Source organism: Streptoverticillium reticulum (genome assembly GCF_047456005.1).
GTDB classification, from domain to species: Bacteria; Actinomycetota; Actinomycetes; order Streptomycetales; family Streptomycetaceae; genus Streptomyces; species Streptomyces reticulum.
The window spans coordinates 5,158,305-5,182,647 of the sequence record NZ_CP179755.1 but is presented as its reverse complement, the minus strand read 5'-3'; the positions used below and the strand labels follow the sequence as shown (position 1 = coordinate 5,182,647).

The 24,343-nt window shown below is 69.7% G+C and carries 24 protein-coding genes; 10 read left to right on the top strand and 14 right to left on the bottom strand.

All coding sequences use genetic code 11. From position 1 onward, the window contains the following. Nucleotides 1-29 precede the first annotated feature (29 nt). The 3 genes from ACMATS_RS23645 to ACMATS_RS23635 are packed head-to-tail and all read right to left on the bottom strand — an operon-like array spanning nt 30 to nt 1,869. Nucleotides 30-227 carry a hypothetical protein gene (locus ACMATS_RS23645; RefSeq protein WP_414168968.1) on the bottom strand — a complete coding sequence of 66 codons (198 nt, stop codon included), beginning with the start codon at nt 225-227 and terminating at the stop codon, nt 30-32. Further along, on the bottom strand, nt 224-1,528 hold the full coding sequence (locus ACMATS_RS23640) for an FtsK/SpoIIIE domain-containing protein (protein ID WP_414170776.1): 1,305 nt from the start codon (nt 1,526-1,528) through the stop codon (nt 224-226). The genes ACMATS_RS23645 and ACMATS_RS23640 overlap by 4 nt, the downstream gene beginning before the upstream one ends. Next, nucleotides 1,528-1,869, bottom strand: coding sequence for a hypothetical protein (locus ACMATS_RS23635; protein ID WP_414168967.1), 342 nt, complete (start codon nt 1,867-1,869; stop codon nt 1,528-1,530). The genes ACMATS_RS23640 and ACMATS_RS23635 overlap by 1 nt, the downstream gene beginning before the upstream one ends. A 162-nt stretch (nt 1,870-2,031) precedes the next feature. Between ACMATS_RS23635 and ACMATS_RS23630 the strand changes: the two genes are divergently transcribed. The 3 genes from ACMATS_RS23630 (at nt 2,032) to ACMATS_RS23620 (ending at nt 5,048) form a co-directional block, all read left to right on the top strand. Next, a complete protein-coding gene (locus tag ACMATS_RS23630) occupies nt 2,032-2,814 on the top strand; it encodes a GntR family transcriptional regulator (protein ID WP_414168966.1) in 783 nt (260 codons plus the stop codon). A gap of 1,117 nt (nt 2,815-3,931) precedes the next feature. Next, nucleotides 3,932-4,624 (top strand): hypothetical protein, encoded by a 693-nt coding sequence (locus tag ACMATS_RS23625; RefSeq protein ID WP_414168965.1) that lies wholly within the window; start codon nt 3,932-3,934, stop codon nt 4,622-4,624. A gap of 199 nt (nt 4,625-4,823) precedes the next feature. Continuing rightward, complete coding sequence (locus tag ACMATS_RS23620; protein WP_414168964.1) at nt 4,824-5,048, top strand: hypothetical protein; 225 nt, start codon at nt 4,824-4,826, stop codon at nt 5,046-5,048. 393 nt (nt 5,049-5,441) lie between these two features. Here ACMATS_RS23620 and ACMATS_RS23615 read toward each other — a convergent pair whose 3' ends face one another. From ACMATS_RS23615 to ACMATS_RS23605, 3 genes are all read right to left on the bottom strand, one after another. Further along, entirely contained in the window at nt 5,442-5,732 is a 291-nt protein-coding gene (locus ACMATS_RS23615) for a hypothetical protein (protein WP_414168963.1), read from the bottom strand. A 372-nt stretch (nt 5,733-6,104) separates the two neighbouring features. Further along, nucleotides 6,105-6,242, bottom strand: a complete 138-nt coding sequence (locus ACMATS_RS23610; protein WP_414168962.1) for a hypothetical protein — start codon at nt 6,240-6,242, stop codon at nt 6,105-6,107. Between the two features lie 271 nt (nt 6,243-6,513). Further along, nucleotides 6,514-7,053, bottom strand: a complete 540-nt coding sequence (locus tag ACMATS_RS23605) for an ATP-binding protein (protein ID WP_414168961.1) — start codon at nt 7,051-7,053, stop codon at nt 6,514-6,516. Between the two features lie 202 nt (nt 7,054-7,255). Between ACMATS_RS23605 and ACMATS_RS23600 the strand changes: the two genes are divergently transcribed. After that, entirely contained in the window at nt 7,256-8,626 is a 1,371-nt protein-coding gene (locus ACMATS_RS23600) for a sporulation protein (RefSeq protein WP_414168960.1), read from the top strand. A 3-nt stretch (nt 8,627-8,629) separates the two neighbouring features. Here ACMATS_RS23600 and ACMATS_RS23595 read toward each other — a convergent pair whose 3' ends face one another. After that, nucleotides 8,630-9,550 (bottom strand): phosphotransferase enzyme family protein, encoded by a 921-nt coding sequence (locus ACMATS_RS23595; RefSeq protein ID WP_414168959.1) that lies wholly within the window; start codon nt 9,548-9,550, stop codon nt 8,630-8,632. 787 nt (nt 9,551-10,337) lie between these two features. Here ACMATS_RS23595 and ACMATS_RS23590 point away from each other — a divergent pair. Beyond that, complete coding sequence (locus tag ACMATS_RS23590) at nt 10,338-10,757, top strand: SsgA family sporulation/cell division regulator (protein ID WP_390782203.1); 420 nt, start codon at nt 10,338-10,340, stop codon at nt 10,755-10,757. A gap of 197 nt (nt 10,758-10,954) precedes the next feature. Here ACMATS_RS23590 and ACMATS_RS23585 read toward each other — a convergent pair whose 3' ends face one another. Next, nucleotides 10,955-12,328 (bottom strand): FAD-binding oxidoreductase, encoded by a 1,374-nt coding sequence (locus ACMATS_RS23585; protein ID WP_414168958.1) that lies wholly within the window; start codon nt 12,326-12,328, stop codon nt 10,955-10,957. 48 nt (nt 12,329-12,376) lie between these two features. Further along, nucleotides 12,377-13,549 carry a 4-hydroxyphenylpyruvate dioxygenase gene (gene hppD, locus ACMATS_RS23580; RefSeq protein ID WP_414168957.1) on the bottom strand — a complete coding sequence of 391 codons (1,173 nt, stop codon included), beginning with the start codon at nt 13,547-13,549 and terminating at the stop codon, nt 12,377-12,379. A 124-nt stretch (nt 13,550-13,673) separates the two neighbouring features. Here hppD and ACMATS_RS23575 point away from each other — a divergent pair, with 124 nt between their 5' ends. The 5 genes from ACMATS_RS23575 (at nt 13,674) to ACMATS_RS23555 (ending at nt 17,968) form a co-directional block, all read left to right on the top strand. Further along, nucleotides 13,674-14,138 (top strand): Lrp/AsnC family transcriptional regulator, encoded by a 465-nt coding sequence (locus ACMATS_RS23575; protein ID WP_336413238.1) that lies wholly within the window; start codon nt 13,674-13,676, stop codon nt 14,136-14,138. 30 nt (nt 14,139-14,168) lie between these two features. Further along, nucleotides 14,169-14,816 carry an ABC transporter permease gene (locus ACMATS_RS23570; protein WP_336413237.1) on the top strand — a complete coding sequence of 216 codons (648 nt, stop codon included), beginning with the start codon at nt 14,169-14,171 and terminating at the stop codon, nt 14,814-14,816. Then, the gene (locus ACMATS_RS23565) at nt 14,809-16,053 is read left to right on the top strand and encodes an ABC transporter ATP-binding protein (protein ID WP_390782325.1); all 1,245 of its coding nucleotides are present in this window, start codon (nt 14,809-14,811) and stop codon (nt 16,051-16,053) included. Before ACMATS_RS23570 ends, ACMATS_RS23565 begins: the two co-directional genes overlap by 8 nt. Continuing rightward, entirely contained in the window at nt 16,050-16,934 is an 885-nt protein-coding gene (locus tag ACMATS_RS23560) for an ABC transporter permease (RefSeq protein ID WP_414168956.1), read from the top strand. Before ACMATS_RS23565 ends, ACMATS_RS23560 begins: the two co-directional genes overlap by 4 nt. Before the next feature lie 62 nt (nt 16,935-16,996). Then, nucleotides 16,997-17,968, top strand: coding sequence for a glycine betaine ABC transporter substrate-binding protein (locus tag ACMATS_RS23555; RefSeq protein WP_390782329.1), 972 nt, complete (start codon nt 16,997-16,999; stop codon nt 17,966-17,968). 71 nt (nt 17,969-18,039) lie between these two features. Here the strand turns inward: ACMATS_RS23555 and ACMATS_RS23550 are convergent, their stop codons facing one another. The 5 genes from ACMATS_RS23550 to ACMATS_RS23530 form a co-directional block, all read right to left on the bottom strand. After that, complete coding sequence (locus ACMATS_RS23550; protein WP_414168955.1) at nt 18,040-18,828, bottom strand: PDZ domain-containing protein; 789 nt, start codon at nt 18,826-18,828, stop codon at nt 18,040-18,042. A gap of 22 nt (nt 18,829-18,850) precedes the next feature. Further along, nucleotides 18,851-19,492 (bottom strand): IclR family transcriptional regulator, encoded by a 642-nt coding sequence (locus ACMATS_RS23545; RefSeq protein WP_390782322.1) that lies wholly within the window; start codon nt 19,490-19,492, stop codon nt 18,851-18,853. 315 nt (nt 19,493-19,807) lie between these two features. Further along, nucleotides 19,808-21,598, bottom strand: coding sequence for a DEAD/DEAH box helicase (locus tag ACMATS_RS23540; RefSeq protein WP_414168954.1), 1,791 nt, complete (start codon nt 21,596-21,598; stop codon nt 19,808-19,810). Nucleotides 21,599-21,713: 115 nt separating this feature from the next. After that, nucleotides 21,714-23,138 (bottom strand): MFS transporter, encoded by a 1,425-nt coding sequence (locus ACMATS_RS23535; RefSeq protein ID WP_414168953.1) that lies wholly within the window; start codon nt 23,136-23,138, stop codon nt 21,714-21,716. Between the two features lie 117 nt (nt 23,139-23,255). Continuing rightward, the gene (locus tag ACMATS_RS23530) at nt 23,256-24,338 is read right to left on the bottom strand and encodes a YeiH family protein (RefSeq protein ID WP_414168952.1); all 1,083 of its coding nucleotides are present in this window, start codon (nt 24,336-24,338) and stop codon (nt 23,256-23,258) included. Between the last annotated feature and the right edge of the window lie 5 nt (nt 24,339-24,343).

Genomic DNA, 24,343 nt, shown 5'->3' with positions numbered 1-24,343 from the left:
GGGGCGCATGGGCACGGCGTGGTCCCTTCTCAGCTGTGGTGGGTGAAGCCGGACAGGATGTAGGTGACGATCTGGTTGAGGAAGAGGAACGCTGCGGTCTGGCCGACGTACATGCCGAACAGGCCGATGATCACGGCCTCCCAGGCCTTGACGTCGCGGGAGCGGACCAGGAGCGCGGTCATGACGCCGAAGACCACGGCGATGGGCAGGGCTGCTTGCTCGCTCACGAGGCACCATCTCCGTCGGCCATCAGCAGGGCACGGTGGACACCGGGAAGGACCGGGGTCAGGTGGAAGTGCTTGGCTGTGATCTCGCGTGCTTGGTCGATGGTGGTCAGGTGGGACCGGGCCCGGCTCCAGCCGCCATCGGCTCCGAGGCAGATGGCAACGCCCTTCTCCTCTGCGGTGATCGACTGCGCGGCGGCGACAGCGTCCTTGGCGAGGTCGCCCAGGGTCATCTCAGCGGTTCCGGGGTCGTTGACCGCGTGGCAGATGCGGCCGGACAGCTGGGCACGCAACGCGGTGACGCCGGAGCCGAGTTCGGAGCCGATCCGCTGCCCGGCTACCACCAGGTGCAGCCCCAGGACCGCACCGAGCTGGGCGATGCGCAGCAGGTAGACCGAGCACTGCTCCGCTTCGGCCTTGCTCTCGCGGGTACCGTCGTGCAAGTAGAGCTCTGCGAGCTCGTCGACGATGACCACGATCGGGACCGGGCGCAGTTTCTCCGGCAGTTGCCAGATCGAGCGCACGCCTGCCTCACGGCAGACCAGCATGCGTTCCTGCAGCTCGATCACCAGCGCGCCGAGGGCCGCGGCAGCCTCGCGCCGGCTGGTTGCCAGAGCCGACAAGCGGCTCTCAAACAGGCCCAGTTCCATGCCCCCCTTGCAGTCGATGCCCACCAGGGCGACATGCTGCGGAGCGAGCTGAGTGACCAGCCGCGCGAGCAGGGTGGACTTTCCTGACTGTGTGGCGCCCACGATCATCCAGTGGGGTACCGTCCGGAAGTCCAGCACCCACGCGCCGCCGGCTTCGAGGATCCCGACCAGCGCCGAGAGCAGGGCAGGCTTGGCGTGCGCGCGCCCGGGATGCTGGAGCGGATCGACAGCAGTCGCCGTCAGCAGGACGAACCCCCGGTCCGGCGAGGTCACGCGGACAGCGTGGACGCGCCATGCGTGCGCCAGCGCCTCCACCGCGGCCTTGTAGAGCTCCGGGGTCTGCCCGGGGTGCAGGCGCACCAGCAGGGAGACACCGGTGCGGGTGGGTTTGGGGAAGGAGATGCGCGGTGCGACCGGCCGCAGCGGACGACCGGTCACGATCACATCCGCGATCAGCGTGCGGGCCGGGCTCGGGGAGACGGCCAGGTCGGTGTGCCGGGCGACCTCGCGCCAGTGCCACAGGATGCGTAACGCGGTGCGCGGGTAGCCGGTGCAGTACCAGACCGCTATCGGGTACCGCTCCCGCAGGCGCCCGCCGGCCACCAGCAGCACCGCCGCGACGGCCAGGAGCAGGGCGAAGAGGATGTGTCCCATCACGCCCCACCCGCCTTTCCGGCAGCAGGCGCGACGGGGGTGATGGCGTTGGCGCGGAAGGACAGGCCGTGCCGGTCGCCCATGGCCCAGGCGAACGCCTCCAGCCCGGTGACGCGCACCTCCACACCCTCCGCCACACCCTTCGGCTCACTGGGCACGGCGATCTCGATCACCGACACCCGGCGCCCGTCCTGCCGCACCAGCACACCGACCGTGTAGATCGTGTTGCCGTCGCGGTCTTTCTTGACCTCCTTCGTCTCGAACCCCGTCATCTTCGGCTCGGGTGCCACCGCACACCGCATGACACCCAGCCGGGATACGTCCACAGGAATGGACTGCATGAAGTACCAGGCCTCCTTGGCCAACCAGACACCCGCCGACCCGGCGGACGTCACTCGTACTAACAAGTGACGACTATGCATCTGTTGACCCGAGCGCGCAACCACTTATGCTGACGAGTGATGTGAGCCGGACCGCAGACCGACGGAGAGGAAGTCCCCGACGTGGGAGAGATTCAGCGCCCCGGCGCCCTGTACCAGCAGGTCGCTGCCGAAATCCGCAAGGCCATCGCCGCAGGCGAGTTCCCGCCCGGCGCCCCGCTCCCCTCCGAAGCCCAGCTCATCGCGCGCTACGGGGTCTCCCGCCCCACCGTCCGCAACGCCATCTCCGCCCTTCGGTCTGAGGGATTGATCGAGGTCATCCACGGCAAGGGATCGTTCGTCCGCGCACTCCCCGCACCGTCGCTGGTCATCGACCGCAGCATTGCCCGCAAGGCGAAGACCTTCGTACTGGGACACGCGTGGGAGACGGTCGAGGCCCCGACGGTCTACCGCACCGAGGTCACCACAGAAACGGCTCCGCTGTTCGAACTCGCCGAGGGGGATGCGCTCTTCGGTGTCGACCGGCTTCTGTCCGATCCCGCCACGGGTACGCGTGCGCTGCATCGGATGCTCATCCCGTTCGCGGTGGCGGAGGAGGGGAAGGGGAAGGCGCTCGCCGAGCATCCCGACATGGACCCGGAGCAGGTCTATGCCGCCCTTGCCGCAGCCGGCCACAGCCTGGCGTGGACCGAGACCGTAGGGGCCCGGATGCCGCAGCCCGACGAACGCTCCGCACTCGACATCCCCGAAGCAACCCCGGTCGTCACCTCCACGCGCATCACCCACGGCACCGACGACCAACCACTCGTCCTGGAGGACCTGCGCGCCAGCGGCGCCCGTGCGCAGTTCTCCTACCGGATCACCGCCGACACCACCCGCACCGCTGGTGCTGCGCGCAGCAGCTGAGAGCCGATCGCGTCCAACTTCCCTTTACTTGCTCAAGGGCGCGCCTTCGGCGCGCCGGGCGGCCCCGCCGCCCCGCCCGGGCTGCGGCCTGGCGGCCGGTCCCGGACGGGCGCGAGCCGCCCGCACCCACAATCGCCCTTGCGCGTAAAGAAGTCGACGTCGCCGGCTCAGCAGCGATGGCCGCGAGCGCCATGTCGACGCCCCCCAGGTCGCTGCAACCCGGGCTCGTTGGCGATCGGGTCCCCGGTCGGGCGCCGATGTCAGCCGGCTGCGTGCGGTGGAGGGTTGCCGGTCTTGAGCTGAGCAGGCTTCGCGCGTCGGCTTTCGCTGTCGTCTGCGGTCCGGCAGGCGGCATCAGCGGATCTGCGTCTCGGGTGGCGACGACCGTGACGAGAGCCAAGAGCAGAAAGGCGTGGCTGAGGCCGGGAAGTGGCTGAGGGAGACACACGTGACGCACGACCACTCGACCGCCCCGCCATCGTGGCTGACGTTCTGTGGCGCAGGTTGAAACGGCTAACAGTGATCAACGCTCCCCAGGTCAGCTGGCCACAGCCGCGTGGGCGGGGCGGCAGCGGTGAGGGGCACATGTGGCGGGCGCTTGGCCGACTGCACGCATCGTCGTTGCGCGGGTGGTCTTGGCCAGCAGCAGGGGGAGGAGTGGGGCATGAGTCCGGTGCGCTGTCCGCCGGGAACGTGGGACGTTGCCGCCGTACTCGCGCCGTCACGGATGCACCAGCGTGAGGAGAGCGCACTGCCCGGCCGTGGTTGAGGGGGGCAGCAGTTGCCGCGATGCGGCTGAGCCCGTCTTGGGCGCTCCGCTCAGCTTGCCACCGTCGTGGCCAGGCGTCCGGCTGGCTCTTGCCGGTGGCGAAACGTCTAATCCAAGCCGCTTGTGGTGACGCCGACCCTGGTACGTCAAGCGGTAGTTGGCCCGATCTCGGCCACTGTGAACGCTAGATGTCGTACTGGCCTCACCTGGTCATTTTGTACGTTCTGGTCATGTGCCATTATGGGTGATCTTGTGAGCTTGATTTAGGTGACATCAAGATCATTCGATGCTTATGGTTGAAACGTATTGATCAGCGAGATATGAGTGATTCGCCCTTCTTGTTCATGAATGGAAAACGAGGGTGATTTCGCCATGCACTTTTTCCCCTGTGCCCCGTTCCGGCGCGCATGCGATGATCTTCGGCGAAGCGCAATTGGGCCGCATTTCCGCGGGCTTGCGCTTCGGTTTGACATAAACGACAACGGGAGAAAAATGAACTCCGCAACGTTCGGCGACAGAGTGTTCAAGCGCTTATCGATGGGTGGCGTCGCGGTGGTGACCGCGGGTGCGATCCTGACGGTCGCCGCGTCGACTGCTTCAGCTGCGCCGGCCAACTCCTCGCGTACCGCCAGGGCGGCCGCTGTGGTCTCGGCTCAGCTCGGCACCCCTGTTGACGAGGCTCTGGTCAAGCAGCTTGTCGACGGCATCAACTCTGCGCGGGCATCGCTTGCCGAGGGCCAGAGCAAGGTCATCTACGACAACGGCCAGTACGCCCTGAGCCTGTCCAAGGAGGCTGCGGGCAAGACCACGCTGCGCGCCTTCCAGACCGGCCACACGGGCAACCAGCCTCGCGGCTTCTGCCACATGTCCGCCATGGCTGCGGTCTACGGCATTGGTGCCGCAGCGTTCGCCGCAGCGGCTGCGGTCGGTGGCATCGAGGTTCTCGGCATCGCCATCTCAGCCGACGCCGCGGGGGCGCTCTCCACCGCTCTGTCGGCAGGCTCGGGGGTCTCGGCCCTGGTCTCGCAGTACATTTGCTGATCCAGCACTGACCTGAACGGAAAACATGCGCGCCCTCGTTACCGTCCTCGCGGTTCTGGCGATCCTTCTGCCATTGGCTGGAATGAGACTGAAGAAGTCGGAGGCTGGACTTCCCAAGTGGTATTTCTGGGCATTGGCCGCAGTCGCCCTTGCTCTGGTCGCATCTGTGGCCTACACGCAACTATCGTGAGGAGAACGAATGCAAAACGGTAATGTGGTCCGGACGCTGGGAACTGTCTGGCTGATAGGCATGGCCACGGTTGCACTACCCGGTGTGGCGCTGTGCGGCGGCACCGCGTTCAGCGACATCGTGTCCTCCAGCACGCCGCTCCTGGCTTCGCTGGCCGTCGCCACAGGTCTGACGGCCAAGCGCGCCCTGCGGAACAGCGGAGTTCGCGCATCCGCCCAGGTCGCGCAGGCCTGATGTAAGAGAGACGTCCCGCACGGGACGTGGTTGGGGCTGCGACGTCTTGCCGCAGCCCCAACCTGCCTTACGGGCAACTGCGCAGTTGGTGTCACAGCCAGCACTATTGATATCGACGTAACTGCCGTGCCAGACGCCGCACGGCCAGCTCTTGGGCAACAGCAGGCCCAAGGTAGTGGGCCAGCACCAAGGTCACTCCAGTGGCAAGCGTGGGCCATGGCCCCAGAAGGGCATCCCCCAGGAGTACCCCGCCCACCAGCATCAGAAGACCTATCGCAATGGCAAGGGCCTGTTGTTCGTCACGCGGCATCATGCACCTCCCCGAGATCGCGAGAAGCACACGAGGCTATCGGCCGCAACTCGCCCCAGCAGCCCCATTTTTGCCACGCCGACTCAGCCGGCTTCACCCAGGTGGGTTCCCCGCCGCACCAGCTCCGCCACCGCTCGGACCAGCTCCGCCGGCCACACCAGCCGCGCGACCCCGGACCCATCTGCCCGCGTCTGCGCCACGACCGATGCTCCGTCGATGTCGACCCCGGCACGGACGAGCGCTGCGCTCAACTCCGCAGTTGCATCCTTGGCATCCCGCCACCCGCCGACGTAGTCGACACCCCGCACCCACAGCACCGCATCCGGGTCGAACTCCGAGCCGATCCCGAACGCCCCGTCCTCTGGCCCGAACATCAGCGTGCCACCCCTCTTCGCATCATGGCTGCAATTGATCATTTGAGGGGCACATCCCATAGGCGCACGACGACGGCCCCGGTACCATCGGCACCGGGGTCATCCGTGATCCCTTCCGGACCACCCCCCAACTGTCCAGGCGGCGGGGTGGTCCGGTCTCGCGTTCTACGACGTTGCGCGGTCCGGCTCCCCGAGGAGTGATCAGACTCAGGGGAACCGAACCGCTGACGGTGGCTGGCGCCAACCGCCGCCCCCTCAGGCATCTTTCGAGAGAGCACAGACGTCGGTCATAACGTCGGTGTTCCCGCGCTGAGGGGAGGCTCGGCCACGCGCTCGCTGTGGCCCAGCCCGTCTATGGGAGTACGTCGGTCTTCACTGGCCGAGGTCTCGCCGCGGGTCGTCACTCAGGTGCGCCGAATCCGAGGGGCCCAGCCGCAAGGGCTTGGCGTTCTTGAACGTCAGTACGACCTCCATGGTCCCCGAGCGCCAGTCCTGGCGGACGCCCTTCACCTTCCGCCACCTGCCATCGTGAACGATCACGTCTCCGGGCCTCACGCGCTGCGACCACACCCTTGCCATTGCCATTCCTGTCCGTCTGGGGCCCTCAACAAGGCCCGTACTAAGTTGCCGGTGGGGGCGCGGCCTCTCGCTCGGGAGGGGAGCTCCCGAGGGCTGCGAGAGGCCACGCCAGCCGGGGCTGGGCGGTCACTCCTGCTCCGGCAATGGGCCGCGCCTACCTCCCGATCGCAAGGGAGGTCCAGGACGGCAGCGGCCCGGCTCTCTACCCCGGCGTGCCGAGATCGAAGCGGCAGTAGATCGTCTTGCCACCGTCCTCCCCCGGGACCCACCACACGGCGTCCGCCAGGCGGTTGATGATCAGAAGGCCGCGGCCGGAGTCAGGCAGCACCGCTTCCGGGAGGCCATCCGTCAGGTAGGGGGAGAACCCCTCACCGATGGGGAACGTGGGCCCGCTGGAGTCCTCGTCAGCCACGCCGACGAACAACCACTTGGGCCACATACGGAGGGTCACGTCGATGCGTCGAGGTGCTCCCGGTCTGGCCAGCCGCTGATCCGGGATCGCGTGGTGGACCACGTTCCCGACGAGCTCGGAGACGACTAACCGGACGTCGTCCAACAGTGCTTCAAGGCCCCAGTCCTGGACGGTCGATCGGGCCATGTCGCGCGCAGCCCGCACGGTGTCGGGCGACTCGGCGAACAACGTGAACGCCCGGAAGTGGAGAGCCGAAGCTACGTGCGCCGGATCGTGGGGAGCAAGTGTCGAAGAATCCGCTGTCGACCGTTTGGTCTTCGATGACGCCATGCCTGTTCCTCCCATCTGCCGGGCGGAACGGCTGTTCCGTCGGTGCCGAACAGTCAACGGCGCACCGGGTGCAAGCGGGAGCGTTCACAAGGGGGTTCATGCGAACTCCCTTGATGCGAGGGGGGTTCACGAATGAACCCCCCTCTGCGGCCCTGCTGTGCCACCATGAACCCCAGCCGTCATCCAGGGATGGCAGGGGAGCATGAGCCGAGAGCCAAACACCCATTTGATCTCCCTCATGGCAGAGGCCAACGTCTCGAACAAGGGCTTGGCCAAGCGCATGCGGGACGTCGCGGCCCAGCGTGGTGAACACCTTGGGACCACGCACGTAGCGGTTCAGCGATGGCGGAGCGGAGCCGGCATCCAGCCGAAGACCGCGGTCGTCATGGCGGCAGCCCTGAGCGTGAAGCTGCAGCGCAGGATCACACCGGCCGATCTTGGGTTCTTCGGCGAAGCGGAGGCGGCTGCACCTCTCGCCGTGACGTATCCCGCCTCAACTACGGATGCTTTGGCTGCACTCGACGGTCTGAGCGCGGAACGAGTGGAGGGGCCGGACAATGGGCGCTTGGTCGTTGCCGACGGCGACCTGAGCGCCGCCGTCCTGTCCTGGATGGTTGCCCGCCCCGACGGCATCCAGACCGACCGGCCGGTGAGCCAGCGCGTGGGCATGCGCGACGTCCGAGCCATCCGTACTGCCGGCAAGATGTTCATGGAGCTGGACTTTCAGTTCGGCGGAGGCCACGGGCACAAGGCCTTACGCCATTACTTCCGGCACGAGGTTCTTCCTCTGCTCGACGCAAGCTTCAGCGAGAAGGTCGGTACGGCCTTGTTCGGTGCCGCATCGGAAGTCGGGCAACTGTTGGCGTGGACCGCCTACGACACGGGCAACCATCGGCTCGCCTACCGGTACATGCTGTCCACCCTCAGGCTTTCCCAGGTAACCGACGACAGGATGTTCGGGGCGCGTATCCTGTCCAACCTCAGTCACCAGGCAAACTATTTGGGCCAGCATGTCCAAGCCGCCCAGCTGGCCCGTGCTGCACTTGAAGGCGCAAAGGGACGTGCCACGCCTCGTGCCATGTCCATGTTTGCCGCCATGGAAGCCCGAGCCTTGTCCAACTCCGCAGACCCCGGGGCCGCAGGAAGGGCCATGAGCGAAGCAGAGCGATACTTCGAGCAGGCAGACACGGCGGAGGATCCGGATTGGTTGTCCTACTTCGACTCGGCAGAGCTCATGGGCGAGTTCTGCCACTGTTTCCGTGACTTGAAGCAACGATCCGAGGCCGTGCGGCATGCGCAGAAGGCCGTGAATGAGACGGATCCCAAGTACGCGCGCACCCTTGGGTTCTGCCGCATGGTGCTTGCCCAGAGCCAACTACTCAATGGCGAACTTGAAGCTGCGGTGGCTACAGCCAGCTTGGCTGTGGAAGCAGGGGACTCGCTCCAGTCTTCCCGCTTCCAGCGCTATGTCTCCGACTTCCAGACCGAAGTCAGCACCCACGCCACCCATCCGGTCGTCGCCGGCTTCAACGAGCAGGTGCGCCAGGCCCTCGCCCGCCTCGAAGACGAGTAGCGCCTACCAAGGGCGCCAGTCCCGGCGCGCTTTGTCGTCCCGGAGGGAGGCGATGCGGCGTGCGTACTCGTCTGCCACGTGCCGATCCTCGTTGATGTTTTGCATGAGCCACGTAGTCATGTGGAACTCCTGCACAGCGCGCAATGTGGGGAAGCCTGGCCAATCCCGGAGATCACGCCCGTACGCCGATACGAAGCCCGCGTACTCCTCTGCTGTCTGCCAGCCGAGGCTGTGATGCTCGACCGAAGTCACCATGAGGTCCCACTCCGGGTGATCGAAGCCGAACTTCTCGAAGTCGATGAGCCTGACTTGCCCCCGATCGTCAACCATCAGGTTCTGTACGTGTGCATCCCCGTGCATCGGACCCTTGGGCGAGTCGAAATACAGCTCAGCCACCTTGGTTCGCAGCTCTCCGAAGCGGTGTTGCAAGAACTCGCGGTCAGCAGCAGCTATGCCATGCGCGCGAGCGAGGCGCAGAGGGGTTCGGCCGAAGATGTTGTAGGGCGGCAGCTCCAAGCCGGAAGGCAGCAACAGCGAGTGCAAATCCCTAAGAACTCCGCCGAGTTCTGCATAGGTTGCCTTCCTGTCCCCCTCGCGGATCAGATGCCAGAACGTCACCGGGTGCCCGTCAACCATCTGCGGCTGTTCCAGGTCGCCCAGAACACGCGCAGCAGGGAATTGCTCAGCCTCCAGCCAACGAGACACTGCTACCTCGTTGCGTGCCGAAGCCATGTACTCCGATGATCGGGCAATGCGCACGACCACTGGCACGGACGCCAACCGGTAAAGGGCGTTCTCCCCGAGGCGGATCAGCGTCGCTCCTTCGGCGTCCAGCCCCGCCAACCGGCACGCTTCAGCCATCACGCGCGCTGTTCGTGCCGAGGTGAAACCTTCTTCCTGTGTGCAAGCAGCGTCGAACGGCATGCCGGTACCAGCTCCCCTAGTCGTGCGCGACCTCCCGCCACGCGCAACCACTGGTGACCAACCAACGCGCGCCGGGCACAACACAGACCGTACCGACCCCCGACGAGTGCGGCGAACCCCTGCCGACGTTGATCAGCCGGTTTCGGCAACAACCTTGGGGGCGGGCCGGAGAAGCTCAGTCATCGGTCCTGGTCACGCCCACCGGGCAGGAGACTCCCATCCCCCGATCCCGCAGTACCCGTTAATGTTGCGCGAGAGGTACTGCTGGTGCTGCGAGTCCGTGATCCCGTTCGCCGACTCCGCGTAGATCAGGGACTTCATCGGTCCCGTGTCCATTTGCGGACAGACACCGCAACACATAGACCAGCACAGCCGAATCACGCCTCTGACCAGGCGAAATGCCGCACGCCCCAGATGTACCCGGTTGACGGTACTACCCCTCGGGGTAGTACCCGCGGACGGGGTGACTGTCGGCGGATCCCGAGGGAGGTGCGCTCATGGTCTCCGGTGTCCCGTATCTGTTCGGTCCGTACTGTGAACTCAATGCGCAAAAGGCAACCCGCAGCGCAGCCAACAGGTCTACCAGAAGTCCCCACTCCTGTGGCCGTCCCGGGAGCGGGACCACTCACACGTGCGACTGGAGGACGCCCGGAGCCATGCTGCGACGTCATGGTGAGAAGTCAGGGTGAAAAGTCGCGTCATGACGTGGGGCCGGTGCGCTCTCCCCGGTGCGGGCCCACACCGAAGGGCCACGCGTCGAGGGAAGCCGAGCAGAGAGGGCGCACTCATGGACACCGTGGTGGAACGCGAGCTGGACATCGACCTGATGCTGTCACCGGAGCGCAGCATTCCCGTGCCGGCCCGGCTGACGTACTGCGCGGACGATCCGTACGCCGTGCGCATCACCTTCCACATCACCTCACTCGCGCCGGTGACATGGACGTTCGCGCGCGACCTGCTGGTGGACGGGGTCTTCCGCCCGGCCGGGGAAGGGGACGTGCGGGTGTGGCCCGCGCGGGCCGGGGGACGCACGGTGGTGTGCCTGGGGTTGACGTCGCCGGAGGGCGAAGCGGTGGTGCTCGCGCAGGCGAACGTTGTTACGGGGTGGCTGGAGCGGACCATGCGGGTTGTTCCGCCCGGGGCGGAGGCCGAGTTGCTGGGGCTCGACGAGGGGCTGCGGGTGTTGCTGGCGGCCGAGTCCGGGTGACGGGACCTCCCCCAGCTGGCGCTGGGAGGTGCCCCCAGGGACTGTCGTCACATTCCCGTCGTCGCCCGAAGGGCGGCCCCGCGGCGTCTGGTGCGTGCTTTCGCCCGGTGCGGCGAGAGCGCGTGCCAGGCGCCGCGGGGCAGACGGGAATGTGACGACAGGCCCTAGGGGGGCCGGGGGCGGTGCCCCCCGGCCGGTCACGCGTCCAGCACCTTGCCCGGGTTCAGCAGACCCAGCGGGTCGAAGACCGCCTTGATGCCCCGCTGCATCTCCAGGGCCACCGGGCCCAGTTCCTTCGCCAGCCATTCCTTCTTCAGCAGGCCCACCCCGTGCTCGCCCGTGATCGTGCCGCCCAACTCCAGGCCCAGGGCCATGATTTCGTCGAACGACTCCCGTGCGCGCCGCGCCTCGTCCGCGTCGGCCGGGTCGAAGCAGACCACCGGGTGGGTGTTGCCGTCGCCCGCGTGGGCGCACACGCCGATGGTCAGGCCGTGCCGCTCCGCGACGGCCGCCGTGCCGTCCAGCATCTCCGCCAGGCGGGACCGCGGGACGCACACGTCGTCGATCATCGTGGCCGGGCGGAGTGTCTCCAGGGCGGGCAGCGACATGCGGCGCGCCTGCAGCAGCAGGTCCGACTCGGCCGCGTCCTCGGCGGGGACGACCTCCGTCGCCCCCGCGTCGCGGCACAGTTCCGCCACCGCGGCCAGGTCCGGGCCGGGGTCGGGGGTGTCGAAAGCGGCGAGCAGCAGCGCCTCCGTGCTCTCCGGAAGGCCCATCCGGGCCATGGAGTTGACCGCCCGCACCGTGGTGCCGTCCATCAGCTCCAGCAGTGACGGCGCGTGCCCGCGCCGCATGATGCGGCACACCGCCTCGCACGCCGCGGCGACCGACGGGAACTCCGCCGCCAGCGCCAACTGCTGCGGCGGTTCGGGCTTGAGCGCCAGGACGGCCCGTACGACCACGCCGAGGCTGCCCTCGGAGCCGACGAACAGACGCGTCAGGTCGTAGCCCGCAACGCCCTTGGCCGTCCTGCGGCCGGTCCTCAGCAGCCGGCCGTCCGCGAGGACGACGTCCAGACCCAGTACGTACTCGGCGGTGACGCCGTACTTGACGCAGCACAGCCCACCGGACGCCGTGCCGATGTTGCCGCCGATGGTGCACTGCTCCCAACTCGACGGGTCCGGCGGGTAGTAGAGGCCCTGTTCGGCGACCGCGCGCGACAGGACGGCGTTGACCACGCCCGGCTCCACGACGGCGACCCGGTCGACCGGGTCGATCTCGACGATCCGGTCCATCTTCACCAGCGACAGCACGATGCACCCGTCCAGCGCATTGGCCGCGCCGGACAGGCCCGTCCGGGCCCCCTGTGGCACGACCGGCACGCGCAGTGCCGTCGCGGTGCGCATCACGTGCTGCACCTGCTCCACGGTCCGCGGCAGCACCACGGCACCGGGCGCCCCGGCGGCGCAGAAGCTGGCCATGTCGGTGGCGTAGGAGCGCATGACGTCGGGGTCGGTGAGCAGCGCGTCGGCGGGGAGCCCTTCGAGCAGCTGACCAATGAGATCGCCCATAGGCTCACCCTGCCACCACACAGTGGCAGGGGGAAGATCGCCGAACCGTCAGAGATTGCCCCGCTTCTCCTGCTCCCTCTCGATCGCCTCGAACAGCGCCTTGAAGTTGCCCTTGCCGAAGCCCATCGAGCCGTGCCGCTCGATCATCTCGAAGAAGACCGTCGGACGGTCCTGCACCGGCTTGGTGAAGATCTGCAGCAGGTAGCCGTCCTCGTCGCGGTCGACGAGGATCTTCAGCTCGCGCAGCGTCTCGACGGGCACGCGGGTCTCGCCGGCCCACTCGCCGAGCGTGTCGTAGTACGTGTCGGGGGTGTCGAGGAACTGGACCCCGGCCGCGCGCATGGCGCGCACGGTGGCGACGATGTCGTTCGTGGCCAGGGCGATGTGCTGCACGCCGGGGCCGTTGTAGAACTCGAGGTACTCGTCGATCTGGGACTTCTTCTTGGCGATCGCCGGCTCGTTGAGCGGGAACTTCACCTTGCGGGTGCCGTCCGCGACGACCTTCGACATGAGCGCGGAGTACTCGGTGGCGATGTCGTCGCCCACGAACTCCTTCATGTTGGTGAAGCCCATGACGTTGTTGTAGAAGGTGACCCACTCGTCCATCTTGCCGAGCTCGACGTTGCCGACGCAGTGGTCGATCGCCTGGAAGTACCTTGTGGGGGACACCCCCACACCCCCGGGCCGCGTGCCGGGCTCGACGATCGGGGCGGCGGCGACGAAGCCGGGCAGGTACGGGCCGGTGTAGTCGGAGCGCTCGACCAGGGTGTGGCGGGTCTTGCCGTAGGTGGCGATGGAGGCGAGGACGACCGTGCCGTGCTCGTCCTTGATCTCCTGCGGCTCCTGCAGGCCCGTCGCCCCGTGCTCGACGGCGTAGGCGTAGGCGGCCCGCGCGTCCGGCACCTCGATGGCGAGGTCCACGACGCCGTCGCCGTGCTCGGCGACGTGGGCGGCGAGGAAGCGGCCGCGCTCGCTCGCGGGCTTGATGACAGTGGTGAAGACGAACCGGGCGCTGCCGGACTCCAGGACGTAACTCGCCGTCTCCCGGCTGCCGTTCTCCGGTCCGGAGTAGGCGACCAGCTTCATGCCGAACGCGACGGAGTAGTAGTGCGCGGCCTGCTTGGCGTTGCCGACGGCGAAGACCACCGCGTCCATCCCCTTGACCGGGAAGGGGTCGGCCTGCCGTGCGGTGTGCGGGGTGTGATCCGTGGTCTGAGTCATGGCCGCAGGGTCCCTCCGAACCGCAAGGTGCGCAATAGTTTGCGGATTCCCTGGGCATGTTGCCCACCGGTGTCCGAGAGGCTCCGGACGTTCTGTACAGGCTGCACAGGAGAGGCGGAGAACCGTGATCGATCGTTTGGACGGCAGGCTGATCGAGCTGCTCGCCGAGGAGCCGCGGATAGGGGTGCTGGAGGCCTCCCGGCGGCTGGGCGTGGCGCGCGGCACGGTGCAGGCGCGGCTGGACCGGCTGCAGTCGCAGGGGGTGATCCGGGGCTTCGGGCCGGACGTGGACCCTGCGGCGCTGGGCTACCCGGTGACCGCGTTCGCCACCCTGGAGATCAAGCAGGGCCAGGGCGCGGACGTCCGCGAGCACCTGGCGACCGTCCCCGAGGTGCTGGAGCTGCACACCACGACCGGGCACGGGGACATGCTGTGCCGTCTGGTGGCCCGCTCGAATGCCGACCTCCAGCGGGTGATCGACCGGGTTGTGGGCTTTGATGGGATCGTGCGGGCCTCCACGGCGATCGTCATGGAGAATCCGGTTCCGCTGAGGATCATCCCGCTGGTCAAGCAGGCGTCCGAGGACTGATCACGGTCCCCCCACGGGTAGGAGTGGCGGGTGAGCTTCTGGGAGTACGTCGGCAGCCGCCACGCCCAGCTCTTGGCGGACACCTTCCAGCACGCCAGCGCGGTGTTCCAGTGCATGGTCGTCGCCACGCTCGCCGGGGTCGCCATCGGCGTGGCGACGTACCGCAGCGAGTGGGCCGGCAACCTGGCCGTCACCGCCTGCGCGACGCTCCTCACCATCCCCTCCCTCGCCCTGCTCGGCCTGCTGATCCCCGTCACGGGCCTGGGGGTGGCACCCACGGTCACGGCGCTGGTGCTCTACGGGCTGCTGCCGATCGTCCGCAACGCGATCGTGGGCCTGCGCGGGGTGGACCCGGCGCTGGTGGACGCGGCGAAGGGGATCGGGATGTCGCGCACGGCCCGGCTGTTCCGGGTGGAACTGCCGCTCGCCTGGCCGCCGATCCTCACCGGGATCCGGGTCTCCACGCAGATGCTGATGGGCATCGCCGCGATCGCCGCCTACGCCTCGGGCCCGGGCCTGGGGAACGAGATCTTCCGCGGCATCTCCTCGCTGGGCAGCGCCAACGCGCTCAACCAGGTGCTCGCCGGAACGCTGGGGATCATCGTGCTGGCCCTGCTCTTCGACGCCGCCTACGTCCTCATAGGACGGCTGACCGTTCCGAGGGGGATCCGTGCCTGAAACGCACGACGCGCCGGGTGTCCGTGCCACCACGGGGGCCACGATCCGGCTGGAGAACCTCACCAAGCGCTACTCGGGCAACCCCGTCCCCGCCGTCGAGGACGTCAGCATGGAGATCGGAGCGGGGGAGACCGTCGTCTTCGTGGGACCGTCGGGCTGCGGGAAGTCCACCACCCTGAAGATGATCAACCGGCTGATCGAGCCCACCTCCGGCCGGATCCGCATCGACGACGAGGACGTCACCCGCATCGACCCGGTGAAGCTGCGGCGCAAGGTCGGCTACGCCATCCAGTCCTCCGGGCTGTTCCCGCACATGACCGTCGCGCAGAACATCGCGCTCGTGCCGCGCATGGTCGGCTGGCCCAAGTCCCGTGTCCGCAACCGGGTGGAGGAGATGCTCGACCTGGTGGGCCTGGACCCCGGCGAGTTCCACGGCCGCTACCCCCGGCAGCTCTCCGGCGGCCAGCAGCAGCGGGTGGGCGTGGCGCGGGCGCTGGCCGCCGACCCGCCCGTGCTGCTGATGGACGAGCCCTTCGGCGCCGTCGACCCGATCACCCGCGACCACCTGCAGGACGAACTGATCCGGCTGCAGCACGAGTTGCACAAGACGATCGTCTTCGTCACGCACGACTTCGACGAGGCCATCAAGCTCGGCGACCGCATCGCGGTGCTCCGCGAGCGGTCGCAGATCGCCCAGTTCGACACCCCCGAGGCCATCCTCACCAACCCCGCCGACGACTTCGTCTCCGGCTTCGTCGGCGCGGGCGCCGCCCTCAAGCGCCTCAACCTCACCCGGGTCCGGGACGTGGGCGTCGTGGACTTCCCCACGGCCGGCGTCGACGACCCCCTGCAGTCCCTCTTCGACACCCTGCGCTCGGGCACGGCCAACGAACTGCTCCTGCTGGACCGGCACCACCGCCCCTACAAGTGGCTGCGCCGCGGCGACCTGATGCGCGCCAAGGGCTCGCTGGCCCGCGCGGGCACGCTCGTGCACGACACGGTCACGCGCGACGCGACGCTGCGCGACGCGCTGGAGGCGGTGCTCATCGACAACGCCGGGCGGGTGGCGGTGACGGGCAAGCGCGGACGGTACGAGGGCGTCGTCGACATGCAGACCCTCATGAACTCCGTCCACGAACTGCTGGAGGCCGACCGGCTGGAGGCCGTCGAGCACCAGCACGCGCTGGAGGAGCAGCGCGCGGAACACACCCGGCGGGAGCAGGAGGGCGACGCGTGAGCCCGGCGGACTCCCGGCCGCCGAAGGACGAACGGCCGCCGGGCGAACTGGAGGTGCGCGGGATCGTCTTCCGCGACGAGACGGAGGCCGCGGAGGCGGGGACGGAGCCCCCGGATGCCGTATCCGGACGCCCCGCCCCCGCGCGCCGGATCACCTGGCGGAAGCTCGTGATCCTGCCGGCCGTGGTCGCGCTGATCCTGCTGGGCACCTGGCTGTGGTTCCGCGGGGCGCGGCTGGACTCCATCGCCCGCAACGCCATCGGGGGCGGCAACGTGTGGCTGCGGCTGGAGCAGCACGTCTACCTCACCGTCGTCTCCACCTTCTTCGTCCTGATCATCGCCATTCCGCTGGGCGTCCTGCTCACCCGCCGGCCGCTGCGCGGCGCCGCGCCCATGGCCATGGCCGTCGCCAACATCGGGCAGGCGACGCCCGCGATCGGCCTGCTGGCACTGCTGGTGATCTGGCTGGGCATCGGGACGAAGGCCGCGCTCATCGGCATCGTCGTCTACGCGGTGCTGCCCGTCCTCGCGAACACCATCGCGGGCCTGCGGGCCATCGACCCGACGCTGACGGAGGCCGCGCGCGGCATCGGGATGTCCCCGGTGGGCGTGCTGCGCAGGGTCGAACTCCCGCTGGCCGTACCGCTGATCCTCGCCGGGGTGCGCACCGCGCTCGTCCTCAACGTGGGCACCGCGACGCTCGCCTACTTCGGCGGGGGCGGCGGCCTGGGCGACCTGATCGCCTCCGGCATCACCAATCAGCGGATGCCGGTGCTGGTGCTGGGCTCGGTGCTGACGGTGGCGCTGGCCCTGCTCGTCGACTGGCTGGCGTCGCTGGCGGAGATGCTGCTGCGGCCGCGCGGCCTGGAGGGGGGCGAGTGACCGTGGCCGGGGTGCTGGAGGCGGCGCACCAGGCGGAGGTGGCCCGCGCCAAGCGGCGCGCGGTGGTGGCGACCCTGATCGCCGGGGTGCTGTTCCTGCCGGCGGCACTGCTCGGCGGCTGCGGGCTGACCAGCGGCTCACCGCTGGTCGAGGAGGTCCGGCCGGGGTCGGTGGGACAGGGCCTGCCGCTGAAGGGCGCGCACCTGACGGTGACGTCGAAGAACTTCAGCGAGAACATCGTCCTCGGCCAGATCATGGGCCTCGCCTTCCGCGCGGCGGGCGCGAGCGTACTGGACCGCACCAACATCCAGGGCTCGATCGGCGCCCGGGAGGCGGTGCGCTCGGGGAGCGCGGACGCGATGTACGAGTACACGGGCACCGCGTGGATCACCTACCTCGGCCACGACAAGCCGATCAAGGACCCGCACGAACAGTGGCGCGCGGTCGCCGAGGCGGACGCGAAGAACGGCCTGGCGTGGCTGCCGCCCGCGGCGCTCGACAACACGTACGCGCTGGCACTGAACCGGGAGAACGAACGGCGGTACGGGACCCGGACGTTGTCGGACGTCGCAGCACTCGCGGCGACGAACCCGGGAGCGGTGACGCTGTGCGTGGAGAGCGAATTCGCCGCGCGGAACGACGGGTTGCCGGGAATGGCGAAGGCGTACGGGATGACGGTCCCGGCGTCGCGGGTGCAGAAGATGGACGGCGGCATCATCTACACCCAGGTGTCCGGGGGCCGTTCGTGCACGTACGGGGAGGTGTTCACGACGGACGGCCGGATCAAGGCGATGGACCTGGCCGTCATGGAGGACGACCGCCACTTCTTCCCGAACTACAACGCGGCGCCGGAGCTGAACGCCAAGGCCCTGCGGGAGCATCCGGCGATCCGGGACGTGCTCGACCCGATCACGGCACGGCTGACGAACGAGGTGGCGCGGGAACTGAACGCGGAGGTGGACGTGCAGGGGCACGACCCTCGGGCGGTGGCGCTGGGGTGGCTGGTACGGGAGGGGTTCGTGCGGAAGGGGTGAATGCCCCCGTGCCGCGCCCCGTCAGGGGCGCGGGGAACTGCGCGAGCAACCACAACGGACCCGCAGCTCACTCAGCAGCTGGGCACCTGCCCGCCGGAGGCAAGCGCCTTGAGCGACGCCACCGCGTCGCTCAACTCCGTCACCGGAATCAACTGCATCCCCTTCGGCAACTCCGCCTGGGCGTCCCGGCACTCCGCCTTGGGAACGAGAAAGACGGTCGCCCCGTCCCGCTTGGCAGCCTGCGTCTTCAGCGAGACGCCACCGACAGCGCCCACGCTGCCGTCCGGATCGATCGTCCCGGTGCCCGCGATGGTCCGGCCGCCGGTGAGGTCTCCCCCGCTGCCGTTCCCGTTCAGCTTGTCGACGACGCCCAGCGCGAAGAGCAGGCCCGCGCTCGGGCCACCGACGTCGGCCAGGCGCAGTTCGACCTTGACGTCCTTCGGCGACCGCTGCAGATAGCCCAGCGCAGCAGCCGCGGCCGCGTCCTGCGACTTCGCCATCTCCGCGAGGTTGTGCTGCTCGATCTGCCGGTCCGACTGCCCGGACGGGTAGACGGCGTCGTGCGGCATGACGGCGCGGTCGGTGCGGAACCAGCCGTCGACCACGTCGCCGAGCATGACGTCGGTCTGCGGCCCGGTGGCCATGATCGTGGTCATCCGCAGCTGCCCGTTCGTCGGCCGGCTCTCCGCCCCGCTGATGCTGATCACCGGCTTGTTCTTGTCGGAGCCCAGCACGTTCACCGTCGTCCCGGGCTGCGCGATCGCGAACGGCAGGGGCACGAACGCGGCCACCGCCAGCAGCGCGACCACGGGCGCGGCGCAGACGGCGAGGGTACGGGGGCGGCGGGACGGTGCAGACATGGTGCGAATCTAGCAATCCCGCTCACCGCAGCGCGTCGGCCACCTCCTTCGCCGCCTCCATCACCCGTGTCCCGACCCGCTCGGGCACCGAGTCCGCGAGCATCACCACGCCGACGCTGCCCTCGATCCCGGTCACCCCGAGCAGCGGCGCGGCCGCGCCGCTCGCGCCCGCCTCCAGCTCGCCGTGGGTGAGCGCGTAGCCGGGGGAGTCGGCCTCGCCGCGGCGGGCGGCGAGGATGGCCCGGCCGGCCGCGCCGCGGTCGAGCGGGTGGCGGAAGCCGGCCCGGTAGGCCACGTGATAGTCGGTCCAGGTCGGTTCGACGACGGCGACCGCGAGGGCCTCGGCCCCGTCGACGAGGGTCAGGTGGGCGGTGGCCCCGAGATCCTCGGCGAGGGCCCGCAGGGCGGGCAGGGCCGCTTCCCGCACCAGCGGGTGCACCTGCCGTCCGAGCCGCAGCACCCCGAGCCCGACCCGGGCCCGGCCGCCGAGGTCCCGGCGGACGAGGGCGTGCTGCTCCAGCGTGGCGAGCAGGCGGTAGACGACCGTGCGGTTGACCCCGAGCCGGGTGGAGAGCTCGGTGACGGTCAGGCCGTGGTCGGTGTCGGCGAGCAGTTTGAGGACGCGCAGTCCCCTGTCGAGCGTCTGCGAGGTCTCCGCGGTCACGACGCCCCCTCCTCCGATGAGTGGCGGCCGTCGATGCGGTGGGGTTGCGCCACCGGTCCCGTCCGGCAGCGCGCAAGGAGAGGCCGCCGGTTGCTGAGACGCACTGAGTACCGGCTGCGCTCCGCGGCGGCGCTGCCACGGGGCGTGCGTGACCGGACCGTAGCGCCGCCGGTCCGCTCTGCGGAAGAGTCTGCCCACAATCCGGTCAGCCCGCAGGCGAATCACGAGTATCGGAGCCGGAGTTTCAGCATGCGGACGCCGTGCGCGGGGCGCGCACGGCGGACGCGCCCCGCGTGGGAGTCACGCTGTGAAGAGTCACCGCATGCGCGTGGCCCACTCCCGGACCTTGTCGATCCGCTCGGTCAGCTGGCCGGCCGTCGCCTCCGCGCTCGGCGGGCCGCCGCACACGCGGCGCAGCTCGGTGTGGATGACGCCGTGCGGCTTGCCGCTCTGGTGGACGTACGCGCCGACGAGCGTGTTGAGCTGCTTGCGCAGCTCCAGCAGCTCCTTGTGCGTGACCACCGGCCGCCGCTCGGCGGGGATCTCCAGGAGGTCGGCCTGCTCGTCCGGCTTCTTACGGCTGTGCGCGATCTGCCGCGCCTGCCGCTTCTGCAGCAACAGCTGCACCTGGTCGGGCTCCAGGAGGCCGGGGATGCCGAGGTAGTCCATCTCCTCCTCGCTGCCCGGGTGCGCCTGCATGCCGAACTCGGCGCTGTTGAACAGGACGCGGTCGAAGACGGCGTCGGACTCCAGCGCCTCGAAGGGCAGCATGTCCTGCTCGCCGGTGTCCTCGTCCTCCTGCTTGTTCGCCTCGTCCATCTCCTTCTCGGACTCGGCGTACGGGTCCTCCTCCTCGCCGTCCTTCTTGGGCTTGTCGAGGACGTGGTCGCGCTCGACCTCCATCTCGTTGGCGAAGGAGAGCAGCATGGGGATGGTCGGCAGGAAGACGGACGCGGTCTCGCCGCGGCGCCGCGACCGCACGAAGCGGCCGACGGCCTGGGCGAAGAACAGCGGCGTGGAGATCGTCGTGGCGTAGACGCCGACCGCGAGGCGCGGCACGTCGACGCCCTCGGACACCATGCGGACGGCGACCATCCAGCGCGAGTCGCCGCCCGCGTAGTCGTCGATGCGCTGCGAGGCGCCGGAGTCGTCGGAGAGGACGACCGTCGGGCCCTCACCCGTGATCTCGCGCAGCAGCTTGGCGTAGGCGCGCGCCGAGTCCTGGTCGGAGGCGATGACGAGGGCGCCCGCGTCGGGGATGGACTTGCGGACCTCGGTCAGCCGCTGGTCGGCGGCGCGCAGCACGTTCGGCATCCAGTCGCCGCGCGGGTCCAGGGCGGTGCGCCACGCCTGCGAGACCGCGTCCTTCGTCATCGGCTCGCCGAGCCGGGCGGAGAGCTCGTCTCCCGCCTTGGTCCGCCAGCGCATGTTGCCGCTGTAGGAGAGGAAGATGACGGGCCGGACGACGCCGTCGGAGAGGGCGTTGCCGTATCCGTACGTGTAGTCGGCGGAGGAACGGCGGATGCCGTCGTTGCCCTCCTCGTACGTGACGAAGGGGATGGGATTGGTGTCGGACCGGAAGGGCGTACCGGTCAGGCACAGCCGGCGGGTGGCCGGGTCGAAGGCCTCCAGGCAGGCTTCGCCCCAGGAGCGGGAGTCGCCGGCGTGGTGGATCTCGTCGAGGATGACGAGGGTCTTGCGCTGCTCGCACCGGTTGCGGTGGAGCATCGGCCGTACGCCGATGCCGGCGTAGGTGACGGCGACGCCGTGGTACTCGCGGCCCAGCGGGCCCGCGCTGTACTCCGGGTCGAGCTTGATGCCGACGCGGGCGGCGGCTTCCGCCCACTGCTTCTTCAGGTGCTCGGTGGGTGCGACCACCGTCACCTGCTGGACGACGTGGTGGTGCAGCAGCCACGAGGCGAGGGTCAGGGCGAAGGTGGTCTTCCCGGCGCCCGGGGTCGCGACGGCGAGGAAGTCCCGGGGCTGCGTCTGGATGTACTTGTCCATGGCGCCCTGCTGCCAGGCACGCAGCTTGTTGGCGGTACCCCAGGGGGCCCTGCCGGGGAAGGCGGGCGAGAGTTGGTGATGTGTGGTGGTGGTAGTCACGGTCTCCGTCGGCTGGGTCGGCGACAGGCAACCGCGACAGCCTACCGGGCCGGGCCGGGGGCCCTGGGGTGCCGCCCGGTGCGGCACCGTTCCCGGGGCTCCGCACCACGGCCTCCTACCCCCGAGGCCTCAGCCTCGTACCGACCCACGCACCCGCCAGGGCACACGCCGCCGCCACGGCAAAAACGGCCGCGAACGCCCCACCCGGCGCGGCAGCGCCCCCGGCGTCGGCGGACACCGACCCGCCCCCGAAGGAGACGAACAGCACACCGGCCACCCCCACCAGCACGATGCTGCCCAACGCATCGGACACCTGCATCGAGGCCGAGTTGGTGCCCTCCTCCCCCTCCCGCGAGAGCCGCAGCAGCAGCACGCCGAGGCTGGACATCGTCAGACCCATCCCGTACCCGGCGACGATCCACGCGCCGGCCACGACCCACACCGGCACGGCGCCGGCCAGCACGGCCGGCACGACGCCGACGGCCACCGCCAGCAGGACCATGCCCAGGCTCATCAGCCGTGCCCGGTACGGCTCCGCCGCAGGACGGCTCTGGGTGTACGAGCCCAGCGCCCACGTCAGCCCGCCGCCCGTCAGCGACATCCCGGCCATCGTGGCCGACATCCCCCGCTCCGTCACGAGCATCAGCGGCACGAACCCCTCCGCGGCGAGGAACGAGCCCTGCGCGATGCCCCGCAGCAGGACCACCGCCGGCAGCCCCCGCGCGGCCCGGAACGTCCCGGCCGGCAGCAGCCGCAGCACGCACGGCACCAGCAGCAACAGCCCGGCGGCCGCGGGCAGCAGGGACCAGGGCCGCAGGTCCTGGCCCGCGTACTGCAGCAGCCCGGCGCCCGCCGCCACGGCGAGGGCCAGCAGGATCCGCCGCCGGTCCATCCGCTCCGTCCGCACCCCGGCCGGGACGCGCCGCAGGGCCGGCAGCATCACCAGCAGCGGGGGCAGCACCAGCAGCGGGATGGCGAGGAACACCCAGCGCCACCCGAGCTGCTCGGTGACCGTGCCGGCCACCGCCGGGCCCACGATGACCGGGACCACCCACGCCGCCGAGAACGAGGCCATCACCGACGGCCGCAGCCGTTCCGGGTAGGCCCGCCCCACGACCACGTACAGCGCGACGATCACCAGCCCGGAGCCGGCGCCCTGCACGGCACGCGCCGCCACGAACGTCCACATCTGCTGCGCCGCACCGGCCCCGAGCAGGCCGGCGCCGAAGGCCCCGATGCCGGTGAAGAGCGGGGCCGACGGTCCGGCTCGGTCGCACCACTCCCCCGACAGCGCCATGGCGAACAGGCTCGCCGTGAAGAAGGCGGTGAAGGCGAACGCGTACATCCCGATGCCGTCGAGCGCCCGCGCGGCGACCGGCATCGCGGTGTTGACCGCGCTCGCCTCGAAGGCGATCAGGGAGACGACGGAGATGATGCCGAGGGTGAGCGCCCGGTGACGGCGCCCGAGTATGCCTTCCGGCGCGTCGGGCGAGGGCATGCCGGGCAGGGCCGGGGACTCGGTGGAATCGGGAGCGGTCATGCCCCTCAGAGTAAGGAGCGCAGGGCGTTTTCGCCCCTGTCATGGGAACCAGATCCGCTCCGCCTTCGGTCCTAGGGAGGCCGGCCGGCCCGGCACCGGCCGGGCCCCCTCCTCCTCTCACGTCGTGAGCAGAACACCGCCGTACGACACCCCGGCGATCACCACCCACGAGCACAGCCCCAGCGCCGCGACCCGCCCGCCGGTCCGCACCAGCGAGGGCAGGTGCACCGCACTGCCGAGCCCGAACAGGGCGGCGGCGAGCAGCAGTTCCTGCACGTGCTGCGCACCGTCCAGGGCGGCTGCGGGCACCCAGCCGGTCGTCCGGACGACGACCATGGCGAGGAAGCCGAGCACGAAGAGCGGTACGAGCGCGGGCCGCTTGCCCTCCGCCGCACCGGCGTCGGGGGTACCCCCAGCGGTAGCTGGGGGAGCGTCGTACGCCCGCCTCCGGCGCACCGCGACGGCCACCGCCGCGACGAGCGGCGCCAGCAGCGCCACCCGCATCAGCTTGACGAGCACGGCCTCGCCGAGCGCCGCCGGTCCGGCGGTCTGCGCGGTGGCGACCACCTGTCCGACGTCGTGCACGCCCGCACCGACCCACCGCCCGAACTGCGCGTCGTCCAGCCCGAGCGGGTGGTGGAGCAGCGGCAGGACGGCGATGGCGAGCGTGCCGCACAGCGTGACCAGGGCGACGGACGTCGCCACGTCCTCCTCGTCGCTGCCGGACACCTCGCTGACGGCGCCGATCGCGGAGGCCCCGCAGATCGAGTACCCGGTCGCGATCAACAGCGGCTGGTCGCCGCGCAGCCCGAGCCGGCGGCCGAGCCACAGCGTCCCGAAGAACGTCGCCACGACGGTGACCAGCACCATGACCACGGTGGCCCAGCCCAGCCCGAGCACGTCGTCCAGGCTGAGCTTGAGGCCGAGCAGGACGACGCCGACGCGCATGAGCCGCTTGCCGGCCAGCGTCAGCCCGGGCCGCCCGGCGCCGCGCACCAGGGCGCGTGCTCCCGGCAGGTGCGCGGCGGCGATGCCGAGCACGACGGCCATGGTGAGCATCGGGACGGCGGGCACGAGCCGGTGGACGCCCCAGGAGAGGGCGACCCCCGCGGCGGCCATGGCGAGGCCGGGCAGCTTGCCGGGTGTGCGCCCGGTGCCGGCGGAGGAACGTGCCCGCTCCCGCGAAGAGATCAGTGTCATGTGTG